This window comes from Flavobacterium sp. 2755 (assembly GCF_031455715.1).
Taxonomy (GTDB): domain Bacteria; phylum Bacteroidota; class Bacteroidia; order Flavobacteriales; family Flavobacteriaceae; genus Flavobacterium.
In genome coordinates this window covers 330,165-350,479 of record NZ_JAVDTG010000005.1, presented here as the reverse complement: position 1 = coordinate 350,479, position 20,315 = coordinate 330,165, and the positions used below count along the sequence as shown (strand labels likewise).

The 20,315-nt window shown below is 33.6% G+C and carries 26 protein-coding genes; 19 read left to right on the top strand and 7 right to left on the bottom strand.

The features are described 5' to 3' along the window. From J2Y38_RS14350 to J2Y38_RS14340, 3 genes are read left to right on the top strand one after another with little or no spacing between them, the layout of a single operon-like run. A complete protein-coding gene (locus J2Y38_RS14350) occupies window positions 1-843 on the top strand; it encodes a DUF5777 family beta-barrel protein (RefSeq protein ID WP_309843709.1) in 843 nt (280 codons plus the stop codon). 11 nt (window positions 844-854) lie between these two features. Continuing rightward, window positions 855-1,205: a hypothetical protein gene (locus tag J2Y38_RS14345; RefSeq protein WP_053472341.1), complete on the top strand. Its 351-nt coding sequence runs from the start codon at window positions 855-857 to the stop codon at window positions 1,203-1,205. Window positions 1,206-1,216: 11 nt separating this feature from the next. Beyond that, entirely contained in the window at window positions 1,217-1,762 is a 546-nt protein-coding gene (locus tag J2Y38_RS14340) for a YceI family protein (protein ID WP_309843704.1), read from the top strand. 79 nt (window positions 1,763-1,841) lie between these two features. Here J2Y38_RS14340 and J2Y38_RS14335 read toward each other — a convergent pair whose 3' ends face one another. Beyond that, on the bottom strand, window positions 1,842-2,822 hold the full coding sequence (locus J2Y38_RS14335; protein ID WP_309843701.1) for an aldo/keto reductase: 981 nt from the start codon (window positions 2,820-2,822) through the stop codon (window positions 1,842-1,844). A 179-nt stretch (window positions 2,823-3,001) separates the two neighbouring features. Between J2Y38_RS14335 and J2Y38_RS14330 the strand changes: the two genes are divergently transcribed. Beyond that, a complete protein-coding gene (locus tag J2Y38_RS14330) occupies window positions 3,002-3,895 on the top strand; it encodes a helix-turn-helix domain-containing protein (protein ID WP_309843700.1) in 894 nt (297 codons plus the stop codon). 4 nt (window positions 3,896-3,899) lie between these two features. Continuing rightward, entirely contained in the window at window positions 3,900-5,471 is a 1,572-nt protein-coding gene (locus J2Y38_RS14325) for a Na+/H+ antiporter (protein WP_309843698.1), read from the top strand. Between the two features lie 67 nt (window positions 5,472-5,538). On the opposite strand, the gene J2Y38_RS14320 is transcribed toward J2Y38_RS14325, so the two are convergent. Then, window positions 5,539-6,510: an alpha/beta hydrolase gene (locus J2Y38_RS14320; protein WP_309843695.1), complete on the bottom strand. Its 972-nt coding sequence runs from the start codon at window positions 6,508-6,510 to the stop codon at window positions 5,539-5,541. 59 nt (window positions 6,511-6,569) lie between these two features. Between J2Y38_RS14320 and J2Y38_RS14315 the strand changes: the two genes are divergently transcribed. The 8 genes from J2Y38_RS14315 to J2Y38_RS14280 all read left to right on the top strand — a co-directional run bounded on the left by J2Y38_RS14315 (window position 6,570) and on the right by J2Y38_RS14280 (window position 12,643). Then, the gene (locus J2Y38_RS14315) at window positions 6,570-7,472 is read left to right on the top strand and encodes a LysR family transcriptional regulator (RefSeq protein WP_309843693.1); all 903 of its coding nucleotides are present in this window, start codon (window positions 6,570-6,572) and stop codon (window positions 7,470-7,472) included. Window positions 7,473-7,702: 230 nt separating this feature from the next. Continuing rightward, window positions 7,703-9,169: a glycoside hydrolase family 130 protein gene (locus tag J2Y38_RS14310; RefSeq protein ID WP_309843690.1), complete on the top strand. Its 1,467-nt coding sequence runs from the start codon at window positions 7,703-7,705 to the stop codon at window positions 9,167-9,169. 28 nt (window positions 9,170-9,197) lie between these two features. Continuing rightward, a complete protein-coding gene (locus J2Y38_RS14305) occupies window positions 9,198-9,737 on the top strand; it encodes a hypothetical protein (RefSeq protein WP_309843689.1) in 540 nt (179 codons plus the stop codon). Between the two features lie 77 nt (window positions 9,738-9,814). Then, complete coding sequence (locus tag J2Y38_RS14300; RefSeq protein ID WP_309843687.1) at window positions 9,815-10,273, top strand: hypothetical protein; 459 nt, start codon at window positions 9,815-9,817, stop codon at window positions 10,271-10,273. 25 nt (window positions 10,274-10,298) lie between these two features. Beyond that, a complete protein-coding gene (locus J2Y38_RS14295) occupies window positions 10,299-10,721 on the top strand; it encodes a hypothetical protein (protein WP_309843685.1) in 423 nt (140 codons plus the stop codon). Between the two features lie 338 nt (window positions 10,722-11,059). Then, entirely contained in the window at window positions 11,060-11,635 is a 576-nt protein-coding gene (locus J2Y38_RS14290; RefSeq protein ID WP_309843682.1) for a Crp/Fnr family transcriptional regulator, read from the top strand. A 52-nt stretch (window positions 11,636-11,687) separates the two neighbouring features. Then, on the top strand, window positions 11,688-12,098 hold the full coding sequence (locus J2Y38_RS14285; RefSeq protein ID WP_309843679.1) for a hypothetical protein: 411 nt from the start codon (window positions 11,688-11,690) through the stop codon (window positions 12,096-12,098). Further along, window positions 12,095-12,643, top strand: coding sequence for a nuclear transport factor 2 family protein (locus J2Y38_RS14280; RefSeq protein ID WP_309843677.1), 549 nt, complete (start codon window positions 12,095-12,097; stop codon window positions 12,641-12,643). The genes J2Y38_RS14285 and J2Y38_RS14280 overlap by 4 nt, the downstream gene beginning before the upstream one ends. A gap of 79 nt (window positions 12,644-12,722) precedes the next feature. Here the strand turns inward: J2Y38_RS14280 and J2Y38_RS14275 are convergent, their stop codons facing one another. Next, window positions 12,723-13,391 carry an SDR family NAD(P)-dependent oxidoreductase gene (locus J2Y38_RS14275; RefSeq protein WP_309843675.1) on the bottom strand — a complete coding sequence of 223 codons (669 nt, stop codon included), beginning with the start codon at window positions 13,389-13,391 and terminating at the stop codon, window positions 12,723-12,725. A 19-nt stretch (window positions 13,392-13,410) separates the two neighbouring features. Further along, window positions 13,411-13,860: an ester cyclase gene (locus J2Y38_RS14270; protein WP_309843673.1), complete on the bottom strand. Its 450-nt coding sequence runs from the start codon at window positions 13,858-13,860 to the stop codon at window positions 13,411-13,413. Window positions 13,861-14,023: 163 nt separating this feature from the next. Between J2Y38_RS14270 and J2Y38_RS14265 the strand changes: the two genes are divergently transcribed. Next, window positions 14,024-14,392, top strand: a complete 369-nt coding sequence (locus J2Y38_RS14265; RefSeq protein ID WP_309843670.1) for a helix-turn-helix domain-containing protein — start codon at window positions 14,024-14,026, stop codon at window positions 14,390-14,392. Between the two features lie 14 nt (window positions 14,393-14,406). Here J2Y38_RS14265 and J2Y38_RS14260 read toward each other — a convergent pair whose 3' ends face one another. Beyond that, the gene (locus tag J2Y38_RS14260) at window positions 14,407-15,183 is read right to left on the bottom strand and encodes a TIGR03915 family putative DNA repair protein (protein ID WP_309843669.1); all 777 of its coding nucleotides are present in this window, start codon (window positions 15,181-15,183) and stop codon (window positions 14,407-14,409) included. A gap of 5 nt (window positions 15,184-15,188) precedes the next feature. Next, window positions 15,189-16,448 carry a putative DNA modification/repair radical SAM protein gene (locus tag J2Y38_RS14255; RefSeq protein WP_309843667.1) on the bottom strand — a complete coding sequence of 420 codons (1,260 nt, stop codon included), beginning with the start codon at window positions 16,446-16,448 and terminating at the stop codon, window positions 15,189-15,191. 346 nt (window positions 16,449-16,794) lie between these two features. On the opposite strand from J2Y38_RS14255, the gene J2Y38_RS14250 reads away from it, so the two are divergent. Then, the gene (locus J2Y38_RS14250) at window positions 16,795-17,037 is read left to right on the top strand and encodes a hypothetical protein (RefSeq protein WP_309843665.1); all 243 of its coding nucleotides are present in this window, start codon (window positions 16,795-16,797) and stop codon (window positions 17,035-17,037) included. 15 nt (window positions 17,038-17,052) lie between these two features. On the opposite strand, the gene J2Y38_RS14245 is transcribed toward J2Y38_RS14250, so the two are convergent. After that, on the bottom strand, window positions 17,053-17,655 hold the full coding sequence (locus J2Y38_RS14245; protein ID WP_309843663.1) for a nucleosidase: 603 nt from the start codon (window positions 17,653-17,655) through the stop codon (window positions 17,053-17,055). 170 nt (window positions 17,656-17,825) lie between these two features. On the opposite strand from J2Y38_RS14245, the gene J2Y38_RS14240 reads away from it, so the two are divergent. The 4 genes from J2Y38_RS14240 (at window position 17,826) to J2Y38_RS14225 (ending at window position 20,201) form a co-directional block, all read left to right on the top strand. After that, window positions 17,826-18,389: a DUF6642 family protein gene (locus tag J2Y38_RS14240; RefSeq protein ID WP_053472360.1), complete on the top strand. Its 564-nt coding sequence runs from the start codon at window positions 17,826-17,828 to the stop codon at window positions 18,387-18,389. 2 nt (window positions 18,390-18,391) lie between these two features. Continuing rightward, a complete protein-coding gene (locus J2Y38_RS14235; RefSeq protein WP_309843662.1) occupies window positions 18,392-19,312 on the top strand; it encodes a helix-turn-helix domain-containing protein in 921 nt (306 codons plus the stop codon). A 70-nt stretch (window positions 19,313-19,382) separates the two neighbouring features. After that, window positions 19,383-19,583 (top strand): hypothetical protein, encoded by a 201-nt coding sequence (locus J2Y38_RS14230; RefSeq protein ID WP_053472362.1) that lies wholly within the window; start codon window positions 19,383-19,385, stop codon window positions 19,581-19,583. Window positions 19,584-19,628: 45 nt separating this feature from the next. Beyond that, on the top strand, window positions 19,629-20,201 hold the full coding sequence (locus tag J2Y38_RS14225) for a pentapeptide repeat-containing protein (RefSeq protein WP_309843660.1): 573 nt from the start codon (window positions 19,629-19,631) through the stop codon (window positions 20,199-20,201). Window positions 20,202-20,315: the final 114 nt, after the last annotated feature.

Below are 20,315 nucleotides of genomic sequence, written 5' to 3'. Positions count from 1 at the left end.
ATGAAAAAAATATTCTTAATAGCCAGCTTTTTAATCTGCTTATATGCGAATGCCCAAGAAGATTTACTTTCCAGTCTGGACTCAACACAAGTAGTTGATAAAAACGCAACTGCCACTTTTAAAGGTCTGCAGATTATTACGCTACAGTCGACAAAAATGGCGGCCAAAAAAGAGCTTTATATTGTTATATCGCATCGATTCGGTTCTGTGAAAGGCGGAATCTCTGAATTTTTTGGTTTTGATGATGCCACGACAAAAATTGGCGGAATTTATGGTGTAACCGATTGGCTTTCTGTAAGTGCATCACGTCATACACTTTTAAAAATTTACGAAACATCGGTTAAATATCGATTAGCGAGACAAAACGACGAATTCCCGTTTGACATTGTGGGTTACAATACGATCGATATTAATAGCGGATTAAAAAAAGACGATTATCCTAAAATTGAATTTTCTGACCGATTAACTTATGTGAATCAACTTTTGATTTCCAGAAAATTCTCTGATAAATTATCCCTGGAATTAGCGCCTTCATTCCTTCATAAAAATCTATATAATCCGGATAATGAAAACGATAATCAATTTACTTTAAGTGCAGGCGGAAGATTAAAATTAACCAAAAGGCTTTCTTTAAATCTTGAATATGGTGAAAATTTCAATAAACCTGATTTTTATAACAATCCATTATCTGTGGGCTTGGACATCGAAACCGGGGGTCATATTTTTCAGTTAATTTTTACGAATTCGCAATCTATGACCGAGAGCGGCTACCTGACCAATGCAACCGGCGATTGGGGAAAAGGCGATTTTTTCTTTGGATTTAATTTATATAGAGTTTTTTAAAAGTATACAATATGAAAAAATTTATCTTCTTATCTGGCATTATATTATCCTTATACAGCTGCGAATCTACTACTTACGAAAGTCTGGAAGAACCAGAAGTTATTACAGGTCCGGTTACTTACAACGCTAATGTGAAATCTATCATTGATGCCAACTGTATTGCCTGTCATAATTCTGAGTCCCAGCTTATCCCTTTAGAAACGTATGCTCAGGTGAAAGACGCCACTTTAAATACGAATTTGATAGACCGAATTCAGCGTCAAAACGGAACTCCGGGACAAATGCCAAAAGCAGGAAGAATGTCTCAGGATAAAATCAATACAATTCTACAATGGAGTACGGACGGATTATTAGAAAATTAAATCGATAGAAAATGAAAAAACGAATTGTACTGCTATTTTTATTGGTTGGAATATTTCATGTTTCGGCACAAAAATATGCGACAAAAACAGGAAACTTAAAGTTTGAAGCTTCTGTTGATTCTTTTGAAGAAGTGGCGGCAGAAAACAAAAACACATCGGCCATTTTAGATTCAGGAACGGGAGATATTGCGGTGTTAACACTTATGAAAGGATTTCGGTTTAAAGTGGCCTTAATGGAAGAACATTTTAATGAAAATTATGTAGAATCGGATAAATTTCCAAAAGCTTCATTTAAAGGAAAAATTGAAGATTTTGATGCCTCTAAACTTTCGGCGACAGCAAAAGCAGTTAAGATTTCGGGAGATTTAACGCTGCACGGAAAAACAAAAAAAATAACGACAAATGCTAAAATTTCAAAGTCTGATGACAAGATTACCGTAATAGGAAATTTTGAAGTAAAAGCAGAAGATTTTGATATTCAAATTCCAAAACTGGTTTCTAAAAAAGTGGCGGATAAAATAAAAGTCAATTTTAATCTGCCGCTTACAAAAATGTAATACTTTTTTTTAGTTCATGGTGTTAGTTATTTAAAAGTGCTAAATTTTTCAATTTAGCACTTTTATGTTTTCTACAGAATTATTTCCCTACCGTTTGCTGAAATTGAGCAGGATAACGATCTCCTTGAATTGTAGTTTGAGCAAAAGCATCGTCAATTTTTTTCACATCTTCTACAGATAAATGAATGGAAGCTCCGCCAATATTTTCTGTTAATCGGTGTGATTTTGTTGTTCCCGGAATTGGAGCAATCCACGGTTTTTGTGCCAAAAGCCAGCCTAATGCAATTTGCGCAGGAGTTGCTTGTTTTTGAGAAGCAATTGCAGACAATAAATCAACTAATTTTTGATTGGATTTTCTGTTTTCTTCACTAAAACGAGGCAGATTATTTCTAAAATCTGTAGCTTCAAAACTGGTACTTTCAGTTATTGCTCCAGTTAAAAATCCTCTTCCCAACGGGCTAAACGGTACAAAACCAATTCCTAATTCTTCTAATACCGGTAAAACTTCTAATTCCGGTTCTCTCCACCAAATAGAATATTCACTTTGCAAAGCAGATACCGGCTGAACCGCATGAGCTTTTCTAATTGATGCTGCACCCGCTTCAGACATTCCAAAATATTTCACTTTTCCTTCCTGAATCAAATCTTTAACCGTTCCGGCAACATCTTCAATCGGTATATTTTGATCTACTCTATGTTGATAAAACAAATCAATAACATCCGTTTTTAAACGTCTTAAAGATTCTTCGGCAACAGCCCTGATATTTTCTGGTCGGCTGTCTTGTCCGTTAAAAGCCTGTCCGCCTTTAAAACCAAATTTGGTTGCAATAACAACATCTTTTCTAAACGGAGCCAGAGCCTCTCCTACCAATTCTTCATTGGCAATACCATAAGCTTCGGCGGTATCAAAAAAATTAATTCCCTGTTCGTATGCTTCTCTGATTAATTTTATTCCTTGTTGTTTGTCTACCGCTGTACCATACGCAAAACTTAATCCCATACAGCCCAATCCTAATGCAGAAACCTCTAATCCTTGTGTTCCTAATATTCTCTTTTCCATAATTTTATTTATATAAAAGTTTATTGTTATTTTTAACAGTACAAATTTCCTTTAATAAAACCAGGTGCATATAATACAGATTACTGCTATTATTACCATTTTTACTGATTTGAATAATCACGCTAAGTTATTAAGAATCTGAATAGTATATTTGTGCAGCTATTTTTTATAAATACATCATGGACCAATTAAAACTCGAACAAGTTACACAGTATAATCAGTTAAAAGGTGTTGAAACGCAGCATCCTTTAATTAGTGTTTTTGATAATTCAAATAGTAACGCATTACCTAATAATACGCGCCTGCATTTTGGTTTCTATGCCGTATTTTTAAAAGCGGGTCATTGCGGCGAATTAAAATACGGACGTAATAATTATGACTACGACGATGGTACAATGGTTTTTGTAGCACCCGGACAAGTACTCGAAGTTAATAATACAGACAATTATAAATCGACAGGCTTAACATTGCTTTTTCATCCTGATTTGATAAAAGGAACTGCGCTGGCTAAAAATATAAATCAATATTCGTTCTTTTCTTATGATTCGCACGAAGCACTTCATTTATCTTTAAAAGAACAGCAAATCATAAAAGATTTATTCAGTAAATTAGAATATGAATTAAGCCAGTCTATTGATAAACACAGCAAAAACATTATAAGCAATACAATTGATTTGCTTTTAAATCATTGTGTGCGTTTTTATGACAGACAGTTTATTACGCGCGAAAACATCAATTCTGATATTTTATCAAAATTTGAGAATTTGTTAAACGATTATTTTCAATCGGAAATTGTTCAAGATTCTGGTTTGCCTTCTGTTGGCTATTTTGCAGATCATTTGCATCTTTCTTCTAATTATTTTGGAGATTTAATTAAAAAAGAAACAGGGAAATCGGCGCAGGAACACATTCATCTTAAGTTAATAAATCTGGCCAAAGAACGAATTTTCGATACAGAAAAATCAGTTAGTCAGATTGCCTCAGAATTAGGGTTTAAATATCCGCAGCATTTCAACCGAATGTTTAAAAAAAATACCGGTTACACACCAATTGAATATAGAAACCTAAACTAAACGAATGCTGGACGACTTTCCATTTTATCTCGGTCTTTTAATTATCATTTTACTGCTCATTATGCTGGGCAATAAAATAAAAGTGGCTTATCCTGTACTTTTAGTATTGGCAGGATTGGTGATCAGTTTTATTCCGGGCATTCCTGCGATAAACATTGAACCGGAGCTTATCTTTTTTATTTTCCTCCCTCCGTTATTATACGAAGCGGCGTGGACAATTTCATGGAAAGAGTTGTGGCGCTGGCGGCGAATTATTACAAGTTTTGCTTTTATTGTCGTTTTTATTTCGGCACTTTCAGTCGCATTAGTGGCTAATTATATTATTCCCGGATTTTCATTGGCACTAGGTTTTGTTTTAGGCGGAATCGTATCGCCGCCGGATGCCGTAAGTGCCGGAGCGATTTTGAAATTTGTCAAAGTTCCCAAAACAATTTCATCCATATTAGAAGGCGAAAGTTTACTGAATGATGCTTCTTCCCTGATTATTTTCAGATTTGCCATGATTGCCGTTGCAACAGAGCAGTTTATATTTTATAAAGCAGCAATGAGTTTTAGCTGGATGATTTTTGGCGGTGTTGCGATTGGTTTATTAATTGGATGGCTTTTTATGAAAGCACATAAATATTTACCGACAGATGCTAATGCGGATATTGTACTGTCTTTATTAACGCCATACATAATTTATCTGGCGGCTGAAGAAGTTCATAGTTCCGGAGTATTGGCCGTTGTAAGCTGCGGATTGCTTTTGTCTAACAACAGGCATCGTTTTTTGAGCAGCAGATCACGTATACAAGGCGTAAATGTTTGGGAAAGTTTATGTTTTATTTTAAACGGATTGGTCTTTATGCTGATTGGCTTAGATTTACCCCAAATTACAAAAGGTCTTGAAGACGTAAGCCTTTTAACCGCAATTGGATATGGCGTATTGATTACGCTTGTATTAATTGTAAGCAGAATGATATCTTCTTACGGTGCCGTAATTGTCACCTTAATTGCCCGAAATTTTATTACCGTTGCCGACAGAAGACATCCCGGTTATAAAACGCCTTTTATTCTGGGCTGGACTGGAATGCGCGGCGTTGTATCATTGGCCGCAGCCTTATCTATTCCTGTTTATTTGAATAATGGCAACGGATTTCCGCAGCGTAACCTCATCTTATTTATCACTTTTATTGTGATTCTTTTGACTTTATTGATTCAGGGATTAACGCTTCCTTATTTTATCAAAAAAATCAAACTGCCTAATATCTACGATGTTCCTCGTGAAGAAGCTTATCATCAAATAAGACAAGAATTAGCCGAATTTGCTTTACACTATTTAAAGACGAATTATGACGGTCAGGTTGAAAATAATACTTCTTTACAGCATCTTATTCAAAAATGGGAACAGCATATTAAAGGAATCGATGATGAATCGATAAGTCAGGATCTTAAACATATTTATCTTGATTTATTAAATCAGCAGAGACAATGGCTCATCAACAGAAATAAAGAAGATCAGACTTTAGACGAATCTATTATTCGCAGACAAATGCATTATCTGGATATTGAAGAAGAAAAACTAAGATATCTTTAATTTATATAATAAAAAAACAGCCTCTAATTGGGCTGTTTTTTTATTAAGACTGAAAAGTTGTTTCGTCTTATTTAGGAAGTTTAGCAAGAAACTTTAAAATATCATTTCCTATTTCGTTTACGTGTGTTTCAAGTGCAAAATGTCCGGTATCGTAAAATTTCACCTCAGCATTTGGACTGTCTTTTTTATACGCTTTTGCGCCGGCAGGTAAAAAGTAAGGATCTTTATCACCCCAAACTGCTAATATCATTGGTTTTTTAGTTCTAAAATATTCCTGAAATTTTGGATAAAGCGCCACGTTAGTTCTGTAATCTTTTACAAGATCAAGCTGAATTTCAACATTTCCCGGACGATCTAAAAAGTGCTGGTCCAGCGTATAAGTTTCTGGAGCAATAAGACTTTTATCGGCTACTCCGTGAAAGTATTGAAACTGGGTAACTTCTTTAGAAACAAAAATATTAAGCGCGTCACGATTGGCTTGTGTCGGCTCTTTCCAATATTTTTGAATTGGATTCCATTCGCTGCTTAAACCTTCTTCATAAGCATTTCCGTTTTGAGATATTATTCCCGTAATTTTTTCCGGATTTGCCAAAGCAAGTCTAAAACCAGTTGGCGCTCCATAATCAAATACATAAATCGCAAAACGTTTTAAACCAAGCTGATCGATAAAACCCTGCATTGTTTTAGCCAAATTATCAAAAGTGTAGGCAAACTGCGTATGATCTGGCGCATCAGAATAACCAAATCCAGGTAAATCTGGTGCAATCACGCGATATTTTTTACTCAAAATAGGAATCAGGTTTCTATACATATGCGATGAAGTTGGATATCCATGAAGTAATAATACAACTGGCGCATCTTTTGGGCCTGCTTCACGATAAAAAATATTCAGCCCGTCTACCTTTGTGGTATTAAAATGTGTTGCCTGAATTTCAGTATTACTTTTTGATGCAGAAGATTTTTCTTGTGCATTTGCATCAATTCCGGGCAGCGCTGTTAAAGTCAATATTAGCGCTGCAGATTTAATTGTGTTTTTCATATTTTCAATTGTTTGATACAAATTTACTTTGTATTTTTGATATCTAAATATGATATGTTATGATCATATTAATCACTAATAATGATGTTATGAATAGTAATGATCTTAAAATATTTGAGGCTGCCGCAACACTCGGAAGCTTTACAAAAGCTGCAGAAGCTACTTTTACCGTACAATCGAATGTTACGGCGCGCATAAAAAGTCTGGAAGAAGAATTTGAAACCGAGCTTTTCAAAAGAGTTTCCCGCAAGGTTGTACTTACGGAAGCCGGTGAAACATTATTAAAGTATGCGAAGAAAATAGGAAACCTATTAAATGATGCAAAAAATGATATTCAGAATTCAGATCAAATTGGAGGTACGGTACGCATTGGCTGTATTGAAACCACAATGGCATTAAAAGCACCGGATATTATTAATAGTTTTAGTGAAAGTTACCCTGCTGTTGAACTTGAGTTTCATTCCGCAGCATTATCAACACTTGTTCATGATGTATTAAATTATAAACTGGATGCCGCATTTGTTATAGCACCCATAAATATTCCAGAACTGGAACAAGTAGTTGTGCGCAACGAAAAGCTTCTTATACTTTCTCCGTCGGGAACAAATAAATTAGAAGATATCCTAAACGAAGATCCTTTAAAAATTGTAGTTTTTGAAAAAGGCTGTGTTTTTAGATCCAGACTTGAAACCTGGTTAAGTTCAAAAGGAATCACGCGCTACAAAAGCACCGTTCTTAATTCTATTGAAGGAATTATCAATTTTGTTGAAGCAGGTTTAGGAATCAGTATTCTTCCCGAAGAAGTAATTAATACGTATTACAGCGGCAGGAATATAAAAACTTTTCCGGTAAGCAAAGAGTTGAACACAATGACAACTTTATTAGTTTACCGAAATGAAGAACTCCATTCTAAAGCGCTAAATGCTTTTATAGAGCAATACAGAGAGCCTTCAGTAGTTTAAACTTTGAACTCTGATATCCTTTTAAAATAAATGGAGAAAGAAAACACAGCCAAATAGTTCATAAAAAAGTTTTTTTTAGTAACCAAAATCATTAACTTGTTATAGAATTAGAACTAATACCACCCTATTTATGAGGTTTATTTCTAAATTTTTTGAAACAAATTATACCCAAAGTAATTTTTCTAACACTAGAAAACCCACTTACTCATTGTACTAAAAAAAACAAAACTATGCGAGTATCAGTAGTCCGAAAAAGTATAAAATTCACCCCAGATTCCAGAAGAGTTGTTGCCCGATATTTTATGAACGGTTATGAACGAACCCAGCAAATGGTGCTTCGGATTATGACATTGGATGAAAAACAAGTGTTGGAAACTTTAGAGCAGACTCTTCGTGAATTTGCCAGACGCCATCGCAATATTTCGGCTATATTTTTTAGACACTGCGAAAAAATCAGACCTATTATCGAAGCCATGCAGGTCGATTATGAAGCCATGTCTCTGAATCGAAAAATGCTTATTGGCTCCTATTGTACCATGGAATATGCGATAGAATCTGCTGCCATTTTTAATCCCTCAATTGTAGAAGACTTTGATCAGTCGGGATTGGAAGTCGGTGAAAAACGTGTTATTATTTCTTTTCGTGCCACGGGCGAAGGCCATATTTCATCGATTGTTTTTAGAAGAGGAATTCTCGACAGAGATAACAATTTGCAGATCATGAAAATTGGTCATCATATTGATAAGGCCGAAATTGAACACAAAACTTTATTCAATAAAGAGCGCTTTTTGACTAAGCTGATCGAAATGCATACCCAGGACAAATACATCGATCAAATCATGCAGGGCCTGCCAGATGAATTTGAATTTGCTGTTCTTAAAAATTTACTCGCTACCGCATTGAGCGATCCGCTGATTCGTCAGGAAAGAAGAGTTGCGCTCGAAGAAATTCTTTGGTTAGCCAATTCTTTTTACGATTTGCAATTCAAACACGATTCTGATATTACGGAGCGTGTTATTTTCCCAATATCTGATTCTGAAAGCCGCGGAATTGAAGATGCGCGTTTTGTTCGCTTTACCGATGATGACGATTCTGTTCGTGTTATGGCTACTTATACCGCCTATAATGGTCATGCGATTTTACCAAAACTAATTTCTACAGAAGATTTTTATTCTTTTAGAGTTATGCCTTTACACGGAGAAGGCGCTCAAAATAAAAACCTCGCTTTGTTTCCAAGAAAAATAAAAGGAAAATATGCCATGCTCGCCCGAATCGACGGTGTAAACAATTACATTATGTATTCGAACCGCGCAACACAATGGAACAATCCTATTTTATTGCAGCAACCGCGTTATACTTGGGAACTTACCCAAATAGGAAATTGCGGTTCGCCGCTTTGGACAGAAGAAGGCTGGCTTGTTATTACACATGGCGTTGGTACAATGCGTCGTTATTGCATTGGCGCGTCACTTTTTGATCTTGATGATCCGTCAAAAGAAATTGGAAGACTTAGCGAACCGCTGCTTTCTCCGCTTGAAGACGAACGCGAAGGTTATGTTCCAAATGTGGTGTATTCCTGCGGGGCGATTATTCACAATAATAGTTTGATTTTACCTTATGCCGTTTCTGATTATTCGTCTACTTATGGCGTGGTTGATATGGTGGAATTGCTGGATGCTTTGAAGAAGAGTAAGTGAAAATAATGGGCTTTTAAAATATATTTAAATGGCAAAAAAAATTATATGCACTTTATTTACATTCCTTATTTCTATAGCATTTACTAGTTGTGAAACTAAAAAAAGTAATTTGGAAGAATCTGTTTATTATGTAGAAAATATTAAACGAATACAAGATTCTATTTTTAAATTAAAAACTTATGGCGCTAAATTAGTTATATGCAGTTTAAAAAAAACTTCAAGTCATACTATAATTAATTTATCTTCACCCAACACTCCTTATAAAATTCACACTAACCATAAGTATAAAAAAATTCAGGGAGTTAATATTCTGTTTGTAAATTATGATGAAAAACTGATTAATCAACAAATTCCAAAACAACTTATAAAAGATAAGATTCTAACATTTAAGGGGCTTGAAAATAATGAACCACCGTACTTAGAGTTTATTTTTTGTCCAAATGATATTAGTTCGATAAAATGTTTTAATAATATTCAGCTTGACGATTTTGATCAGGAATATAGAAAAAACAAAAAGATCTTTAATGAAGATATGTTGGTTAGAAAATGTGATGATAATGAAACCTAACTCTTTTCATCTTCGAGAATCCGAAATTTTTCCATTTATAAACTACAGACTACAAATTCACAAAAAGAAGACTAACAATGAATAAATTTTATTTCTTAAGCATATTATGTGTCTTCATAAGTTGTAACACCAGAAATCGTATTGATAAAAAATTATTAGATTCTATATCTGAGATTCATATACAAAATAGAGCCACCGATAATTTTGGGGGAATCGAGGAATATAAAATTAAAGACAAAAAAGAAATAACTTCTTTATGCAATGAATTACTTCTGTTAAAAGAAAAAAATAATTTACCCACAAAGCCATATGATGGAACAATTGTTATAGAATTTATGACAAGAGATAAATATGGAACAGAAGAATATATTGATATTCTTTCCTCTAGAATTATACTTAAACCTAATGGAAAATACTTTATAGATTATTCTAGAGGGCAATTTGTATCAGATCTCTTTTTATCTAGAATTTTAAACTATTTAGAAATAGATAAAAATAAAGTTTCTGCGTTAGATAATTACCCAAAAACCGAATAAAATAAGTTATAAAAATCAAATATAAATGACCCTTAAATTTAAAATAAATGACAATTATGATGATGAATTATTTTTATCACATTTGCAACATCATTTAATTAAACAAGAAATAAGCGATGTATCTATTATAAACAATAAGATTGTGCTCAAAAACAATTTATTTAATGGTCAAAGTCAAATGAATAGCTTTGCTTATACCGCAGAAGGTTTCTTTTATATCCGACATTTCGAAACTTATAAAACACTTTATTATACCTATTATAATTTTAGAATTCTACTATATATTGGTTCTCTTTTTTTAGTTTTAGGCTTTTTCTTTGAAACATTTAGGATTCTCACTATTGCTGTTATTCTAATAACTCTAATTAATCAAACTCTTTATCGTAAAAAACAGAAAAGATTTATAACTAAAAAAATTTCAGAGTTTGCTACTGCTAATCAAGCTTAACGATGTTTTCTAATCAACCGCAAAACCTCGCAAAACTTTCCCAAACTCTTTCTTCATGTCTATTTTATTTTTCTCATTTGAAACATCAGATGAATCTATTTTAAAAATTACAAAGATTAAAAACCCGGAAATTATCATTATAAAATCATCAATATTTATTTTTTAAGTGGAATTATTGTTTTCAACTTTACTTATTGGTAGAGGACTCACATATTTCCCCATAAATTTACAAAATGATGGATGATTCGCTTATTGTTTCGTGTTTTATAAGCGGAATTCTTGGCGTATTAAAGTGAGATTACGTTATCTTTACATAGATTATTGTACATCAATTAGTAATGGAATCACTACGCGCTATTTTTACCGAAACTTTAGGATTAAGTTCCAATCATTTTGAAGAATTCCTAAAAGAATTGCATCTTAAAACACTGAAGAAAAAAGAACATTTAATTCAGGAAGGTTCTGTCTGTGATTTTATTGCTATCGTGATTTCGGGAACCTTAAGATCGTATGTGCAAAATAATGACGGAGAATTTAATAATGATTTTTATCTCGAAAATAGTTTTGCCAGTGCGTACACGAGTTTTTTAACGCAAATGCCAACAAACTGTAATATAGAAGCTTTAACCGATGTTGAATTATATTACATCACGCATAAGCAGTTTCATTCGTTAATCGAAAAAGACACTAATTATTTAAAACTTGCTAAATATATTTCTGATAATTATTTCATCCGAAAATGTAAAAGAGAAACTTCTTTCCTAAAAAATTCTGCAGCCGAAAGATTGGAAATGATCAGAAAGCTTTATCCTGAAATTGAGCAAAAAGTTCCGCAATATCATATTGCCTCCTATTTAGGAATTAAACCGGAGTCTTTAAGCAGAATAAAACTCTTAACATACATCAATAAATAAGTCTGCTGTTATAATGAGCTTTGTACTTCATTAATTATTAAATATTTGAAGTATGCCTATTATAAATTTAAAAGTCAGCGGCGAAGAAGACGCAGCTTTAGCAAAAGAATTAGCGGTAATTATTAGCGGCCTTACCAAAAAAGTGCTGAATAAAAAACCCGAAGTTACGGTTGTAACGGTATCATTTGTTCCAGACAATTTTTGGTTTATTAATTCTGAATCGCTGGAAGATTTACAAACAAAAAGCTTTCATCTTACAATTAAAATTTCCGATTCTACTAATCTAAAAAACGATAAAGCCAATTATATCGATGCTGTTCACAAGGCGTTGGCACTTCGGTTAGGCGGAATTCATCCCGTAAGTTATACGGCAATCGAAGAAATGAAAGCTGATGCGTACGGTTATGAAGGATTAACTATTGAATACAAACTGATTCATAATCGTATAAAATTAGAAAAATGAAACATATAAAACCATTGATTTTGGGCTGTTTGATTTTCATTCAAAATACAAATGCACAGCAAAAAACAGATAACAAAAAAGAAATAAATGTCATTATAGAAAAGTACAGCGAAAGTGTGATTAAAAAAGATTCCATTGCGTTTTACGATTTATTTAATGAAGGAACTGTAACTTGGTGCGCTGCGCTTATGGATAAATCACAAAATAAAGAAATAGAAACAAACGGAAAAGAAAAAGCCCGATCGAATTATTTTTCCGGAACTTATAAGGGTTTTATGAGAAGTTTATTCCGTTATCAATCTACCGAAGATAAGTTTGATAATATTCATATTATTGAAGATGGAACTGTCGCCGCCGTAACAATGGATTATAGTTTTTGGGCCGATAATAAAATGACCAATTTTGGCGGTAAATATTTAACTCTAATAAAAAGAGACGGCAAATGGAAAATTACCAGCGTCATTTATTCCTTAGAACTTACTTCTTATTTTGAACAGCCTTCGCTAATAGACAGACAAAAAGAGAAGAAATTACAATTACTGTAAAGTCTTAACTCTGAAAGACAAAACCCTTAAACATTGATTTGTTTAAGGGTTTTACAATTGGCTTCAAATTTAGAAACAATTAATCGATACCGGGAATGGTAATGTCCCAAAATTTACCCGATTCTATGTTTAAAAGAATAGCGTTATAAATTCCGTCTGCAGAATCTTTTGTGGTAAATGGCGCTTGATTTCCACCTAATTTAGTTTGAACCCAGCCCGGATGAATTGGTGTTACAATAATTTCTTTATCAATTACTCTTGTTGCCAGCATTGCCGCATACATATTAATGGCATTTTTTGACAATCGATAAGCTGTTCCGTTTGGAGCTGCATTTTTTAATAATCCCATACTGCTTGAAATAAAAGCAATTTTTCCGCCCGTTTTAATATTTTTTAATAATGATTCTGTAAAGAAAATTACACTCGTCACATTTGTATTAATGGTTTCGGTAAAGGAATCAAAATCAGGTTGATTTGAAAAAGCATCGGGAGCAATTCCAGCGTTATTTACCAGTAAATCAATATCTGTTGTAATCGCTAAAATTTCATTAATCGCATTATTTCTGCTTTCCTGATTGGTAGCTTCTAATGGAATCACTTTTAAATTCGAATGCGAAAAATCATCTAATTTTCCTGATCTTGTTGTTCCTATTACATTAAAATTTTCGTCCAGCAATTTTTTAGTCAACGCTAAACCTATTCCGCTGCTTATTCCCGTTATAACGGCTGTTTTATATAATTTGTTCATTTTTTCTCTTTATCTTAAATTAATTATTGGGTTTAAATCCGCCGCTTTGCATTAGTAAACCAAACCAGTCTTCTAAATGCCAGGTATGCGTTATTTTTCCATCTTTTAAATAATGAAATTCATGTATTGCTACCGACACTTTTTTGCTCGTTGCCGGTATACCAATCAATTCTTTATTGTGTGTAAATACAATTTCTGCCCTTACCCCCGCACGTTCATGTGTTCCGAAAATTTCTAAAATATTGATTTCGATATCGGGAAAATTAGTTGTAAAACCTTTAATAATATCTTGTAAACCTTTTGGACCTGCCGCCTGATTGGGTAAAAGCGGCATATCTTTCCAGTCCGGCGTACAGATTTCATCTAATAATTCCGGTTGTTTTGTTCCCCAAATTGCATAAAAAGTTTTAATTGATTCTATTTCGGATGTTGTCAATCCTTTCACCATTTCTTCATTATTTGTCTTCATAATTTTACATGTTTTTCAGTCGTTTTTTCTGCAGAAAAATGGCTTGTTATTACTTCTTAAGTACTTTTGTTTACAATAGTTCTACAAATAAACTATCAATAGTTTATATTTGCAACTAATGTAAATTGATTTAAGAAAAATTGCGGTAACTAAAAAGTAACTTATGGCACGAAAACTATTTGAGAACAAAGATTCTTGTGCAATGCTTCACACCATAAATATCATTGGCACTAAATGGAAGCCTCTTATCCTGTATTTACTGGCTAATAAAAGCGTACGTTTTGGAAAACTACTTTTCTTTATGGAAGGTGTTTCTAGGAAAGTATTAACCGATCAGCTTCGTGAACTTGAAGAGGATGGTTTTATTCTCAGACAGAAATTCGGAGAAGTCCCGCCAAGAGTAGAATATTCTTTAACAGAAAAAGGAAAATCTTTTCTTCCGGTTTTAAAACAAATGTACGACTGGACGATTGAATGGAATCCCGAAATTTCATTTATGGATTGTAAAATAGTATTGCCCGTAGAAGATTAATTTTACCCGAATTATTACTTTTTCAAATTCGGGATTTTCTCTGTCAAATTTTTCCAATAACGTTTTGGCATGTGTTGTAAATGCAGTTTGGTATTTTTTCTGGATTCAATATTAACACTGCTGAAATAACGACGCCAGAGATTCTGAAAAAATTCTTCGTCGTCATCGCATATTTCGGCTAAAAATTTAGAAGAATTGGAATCAGCATTAAACTCTAATTGTACTGATGTTGTATTTTCGAGATCATAGTAAATGCCGTATTTGCGTTTGGCATCATAAATTAACCAGCGCTGATCGGCGTAGCGGTTTTTAAAATGACGTTCTATTAAAGGCAAAACATCGCAGTCGGGTTCTACGATTGCGTAATACAAATTGTCTTTGGTCAATTTAAACCTTACAAAAGCTTCCATTCGGTGGCTTTCTCTTCCGGTTAAGTGAGCGGCTTTTCTAACTTCTAAAACTGCCGAATTAGATAAATCACCTTCGACATTTATGGAACTCGAAAAAATATATTTTACGTATTGAAATAAGGTTTCGTCAATTTTATCATTTTCAGATAAAAATGCTCTGTAAATATTCGCAAAACCTTCCTTTGATAGCTTTTGTTTCAATCCGTTTAAAACCCGTTTTGCTTTTACTAAATCTGTTGTTACAAAATGTTTATCCGAAAAAAGCAACGCATTTGAAACTTCACTTTTAGCAAAAACCACATCTTCGAGTTTAAGTTCGTAGATTTCAAATACAGCCGAAAGCCAGCCTTCAAAAGTGCTATCGTAAATTATTTGTGTCATTGGGTTTAAAATAAAGAAAGCTGATTCGAAAAATCGTTTTTGTATTTGCTTTTCTGCGTATTTAAAATATGATCTTTTATTTGGATAGAAGTCCAATCCCGCTGCAATTGAAATGGTGAAGCAAAAGCCAAAAAGTATTTTGATCTGCTGTAAGCGATTCCTAATTTTTGTAAATCTTCGGGCTGCAATCTTTTAAATTTTCTCGCGGCGACAATCTTTTGGGCACTTGAAACTCCAATTCCGGGAATTCGGAGAATCAATTCTAAATCGGCAGTATTGATATCAACCGGAAATTGATTCAAATTTCGCAAAGCCCAGCCGAGTTTTGGATCAATATCCAAATCAAGATTCGGCTGATCGAAACCTACAATTTCATTTACATTAAATCCGTAAAAGCGAATTAACCAATCGGCCTGATACAAGCGGTTTTCCCGAATCATGGGAACAGGTGTTCCAATTGCCGGAAGTCGATTGTCATAACTAATGGGCACATATCCCGAATAATAAACGCGTTTCATGTTCATTTGTTCGTAGAAATAATTGGCCATTCCTAGAATTTCCATGTCATTTTCTTTTGTTGCGCCAATAACCATTTGCGTACTTTGACCTGCCGGAGCAAAAAGCGGCGCTTTGTAGTTTAGTTTTTTTTCTTCTTTATAACCAACGATTTCATTTTTGAGATATTCCATTGGTTTGATCACATCGATATGATTTTTATCGGGAGCCAGTAATTTAAGACTCTGCTCTGTTGGCATTTCGACATTTACGCTTAAACGATCTGCGTAAAGTCCTGCCTCTTTTAGTAATTCGTCGCTCGCGCCCGGAATCGCTTTTAAATGAATGTATCCATTAAAGTTTTCTTCTAACCGAAGTTTCTTTACGATTCTAACCAAACGCTCCATTGTATAATCAGGATTATCAAAAATACCCGAACTCAAAAACAAACCTTCAATATAATTTCTACGGTAAAAACCAATCGTCAAATCCACCACTTCCTGAACCGTGAAAGCGGCGCGTTTTACATCATTGCTTTTTCTGCTCACGCAATACGCACAGTCGAAAATACAATGATTGGTCAGTAAAATTTTAAGCAGCGAAACGCAGCGTCCGTCTTCGGTATACGCATGACAGATTCCTTTTCCCATTGCATCGCCAAGTCCTTTACCTTTATTTTCCCGTTTGCTGCCGCTGGACGAACACGAAACATCATATTTTGCTGCATCGGCTAAAATTGCCAATTTCTCCATCACTCTTTCGTGTACCATTTTGACGTTTTTTATTTGTTTTTGAAATGAAATTTCATCATTTCAAAATTAGGGATTTGGCATGGAGAAGGGTTGAAAATTAGTGTTCTAAATTGTATCAAAAATTGAAGCCAAAGCCAACAATAACAAAGCTTTTCTTAATAATTATTCTCCTCAAAATAAAAGAGTTAAAGTTTAAAAACAGGTATAAATACCTGGTCCAAAATTTTTGAATATTTATACATTGCACTAACAGTTATGAAAAATTTTTATAACCCCCTTAAGATTATTTTTCAATTCTTTTTTTGATAAAATTGAGACTACTGTATTAGCGAATAATAAATAAAGAATCGAAAAAGCTAAAGCAATGAATTTTGAAAAAGGACAAGATATATCCTACACAACTTTAAGTGGGAGATCTTACAGGGCTATTGTATTAGAAAGAAAATTAGATTTTAAAAAAGGACTTATCAAAAAATCTGCAATGAAAGAAATGACTTTTCATTATTTGATTGAGGTTTTTAGAAATGATCTTAGGGAACAAATTCTTTGTTCAGAGGAGCAGATTAAGCTTTTAGAAGAAAAAGTGAGTATAAAAAAAGCGGCTTAATAACCGCTTTTTATTCTATACTAAAACATCTTCGTTATTCAATCCCAAAATCTTGCCGTAAGCTACGGCAGCTTTATGCACCTGAACAAACCAGTCTTCGGCAGCATTATCATCGGCGCCATCAGAAATGTATTTGAGACATAAAAACGGAATATTTTCTTTCATTGCAATCATGGCTAAAACATAACCTTCCATATCTACAACATTGTAGGCATCAGAACAATGTCCCATTTCAAAATTATCGCCAGTTCCGCAAATTCCTTCTTTTAGGTTATCCATTTTCAAACCATATTCCAGAACTGGAGGCAGTCCTGATAATGGCGTTTCATATTGTGCGTAACCTAATCCCTGAACATCCATATCTCTTTGTACAAATTTAGTACAGCAAATAACGTCTCCTTTTTGAAAAAAACTGCTTCCCGCTGATCCTAAATTAACTATTAATGCAGGTTTTTTATTTTGAATAGCTTTAGACAATTCATACGCTACATTAACTTTTCCAATCCCAGTAATCAATGTATTATAATTTTTAAAAACTTCTGCCGCTTCTGATTCAAGAGCAAAAGAAAATAATATATCGTCGATGGAAAAGGATTGGTTTTGATTAATTTGGATCATGTTTAATTTGGATTTTCTGTCCGCAAAAATACGTTTAAAAACTTTTTCTATTTAATGTATTTCTTCTAATTCTAAAAAACACGTTAAAATCCCAATCAAATAGCGGTTTTTCCATATAAAAAAATATATTTGTCAAAAGCAGTTTTCCCAAGAACCGAAAAGACATTTGTATGGATAATGAAAAATTTATTTTCTGCCTTGAAGGCGTACAGGACGTAGATACCGTTACGACTACTGATGTGGTTAAAAATTTGGAAGAAATTGCTATTGACCAGGGAATTGCAAGTATTTATAAAGCCTGCGATACAATTGAAGGTTTAGAAGAAAGCTTGAACACGCTGCTTTATGACGATCATAATTTTAAGGATTATGAAATCATTTATCTTGTAATGCCGGGACAGGAAAACAACATCTGCCTTCATGATTATTACTACAGCCTCGAAGAAATAGCTGAACTTTTTGAGGGAAAAATGAAAGGAAAGATTATTCATTTTGCCAATAAAAAAAGACTCGACCTCAACGACGAAGAAGCGCAATACTTTCTGGATATAACCGGAGCGCGCGCCATTTCGGGTTACGGATCTACTTATAATAAAATTGCCAGCTGCAGTACTATTGATAAAGCTTTTTTTAGTTTGTATCAGGAAAACGATGATCTTACAGAAGTAGTAGAAGATTTGTACCAAAAACATTATGCGCTTTGCAAATTACTTGATTTTAGATTGTATTATTAAGTATGAAAGTCAAGACAACAGAGAAAATAAAAACGTATAATCCTTCAAGATTTCGGGAGAAGTTTTTGGGAGAAGACAATCCTATTCATTTGCTTTTCAAATCAAATTCGGATCATTTTTTCTGTTTGGAGATTGAGGAAATCATGCAGATGCAATATCCGGTACCGCCTTCTAAACATTCCTGTCACACTTTAATTTTTATTACTTCGGGTCAGCATGTTATGAAGTTGGGTTATCAGGAATACATCACTACAGATAACGAAATGATTATGGTTCCGGCTGGTCAGATTTTCTCTCTTGATAATGTGAATAGTATACACAAAGGCTTTATCTGCCAGTTTCATCCTGATATTTTAATTGGAAAATACGGCAGCCGTGAAATGCTTAATGAATTTGATTTCATGAAAATATCTGGTAATCCAAAAGTTTCTTTTGCGAGCAAAGATGTTCCTGATATTACGGCTATTTTGAATCGGCTTCAAAAAGAATATTCAGAAACGGAGAGTGCGAACCTGAATATTGTGCAGTCGTATTTGATTGCTTTGTTTTATGAAATGAATAAAAATTCGGTTAAGAGTCCTAAAAGTATTTCGGCCGCAGAAGTTATTACAAATAAGTTCAAGGAACTAATTCATGAACATATTAAAACCCATCATTTTGTTCATTATTATGCTTCACTGCTCAGTGTTACGCCAAACCATTTGAATAAATCGGTTCGAACGGTTACCGGAAAATCGGCAGCAAAATGGATTGACGAGACCATATTGCTTGAAGCTAAATATCTCCTGTTTCAGACCACTCTTTCTGTAAGTGAAATCGCAATACAAGTAGGACTTGAAGATCAATCGTACTTTAGTCGGTTTTTTAAAAAACATGAAGGAATTAGTCCTATTCAATATCGAAAAATGATTGATAAATCCTAATTATTGATTATTGCATCCTAATAAATAACAATACATTTTTCTGAAATTTGCATCTCAAAAAATGCATATTATGATTTATGTTTTTAAAACTTCCGTTGACAACCGATCCAAGTTTGAGTCGGCTTCTGCCCTGCTTCAGGAATTACTCCCAAATACATTATGGAATTTTGATCTCGAGGACTGCGATAATATTTTAAGAATCGACAGCGAACTTGATATTCCTAATTTAATTCAAAACAATGGCATTTTTGATTGTATTGAATTAGAATAAAATCATGCTCATTTCTCCAATTTTTCAATTTCTTCATACCCTTTAATGGAAACAAAATTATACCAAAACCGAACTTTTGATACGGTAGATTATGCTGATCAAAGTTTATCGAATACTGAATTTGTAAACTGTGAATTCATCAATTGCAACTTCTCTAAAAGTGATTTAAGCCATAATGATTTTTTGGATTCTACTTTTAAAAACTGCAATCTTTCATTGGCGATTCTGAAAAACACAGGATTAAAAAACATCAGGTTTTTGGGCTGTAAACTGATGGGTTTGGATTTCAGCGCGAGTAACAGCTTTTTGTTTTCCATGAGTTTTCAGGATTGCCTTTTAGATTATTCGACTTTTATTTATAAGAAATTAAAGAAAACGAATTTTATTGACTGTTCTGTAAAAGATGTCGATTTCTCGAATACTGATTTGTCTTTGGCGGTTTTTAAAAACTGTGATTTATCGAATGCTACTTTTGTGGAATGTATTCTGGAGAAAACTGATTTTAGATCGTCTCGAAATTACGCTTTTGATCCTTCTGAAAATAAAATTAAAGGAACTAAGGTTTCACATATTGCCCTTGCGGGGCTGCTTGAGAAATTTGATTTGGAGATTGAATGAGTTTTTTAGTCGCAGACTCGGTTTGAGAATATTGTGTGTAATTGGCACACGGATTTCCGCAGGTCTTAACGGGTTTATTTTATACAAAAAGGGATGCTGTTTGCATCCCTTTCT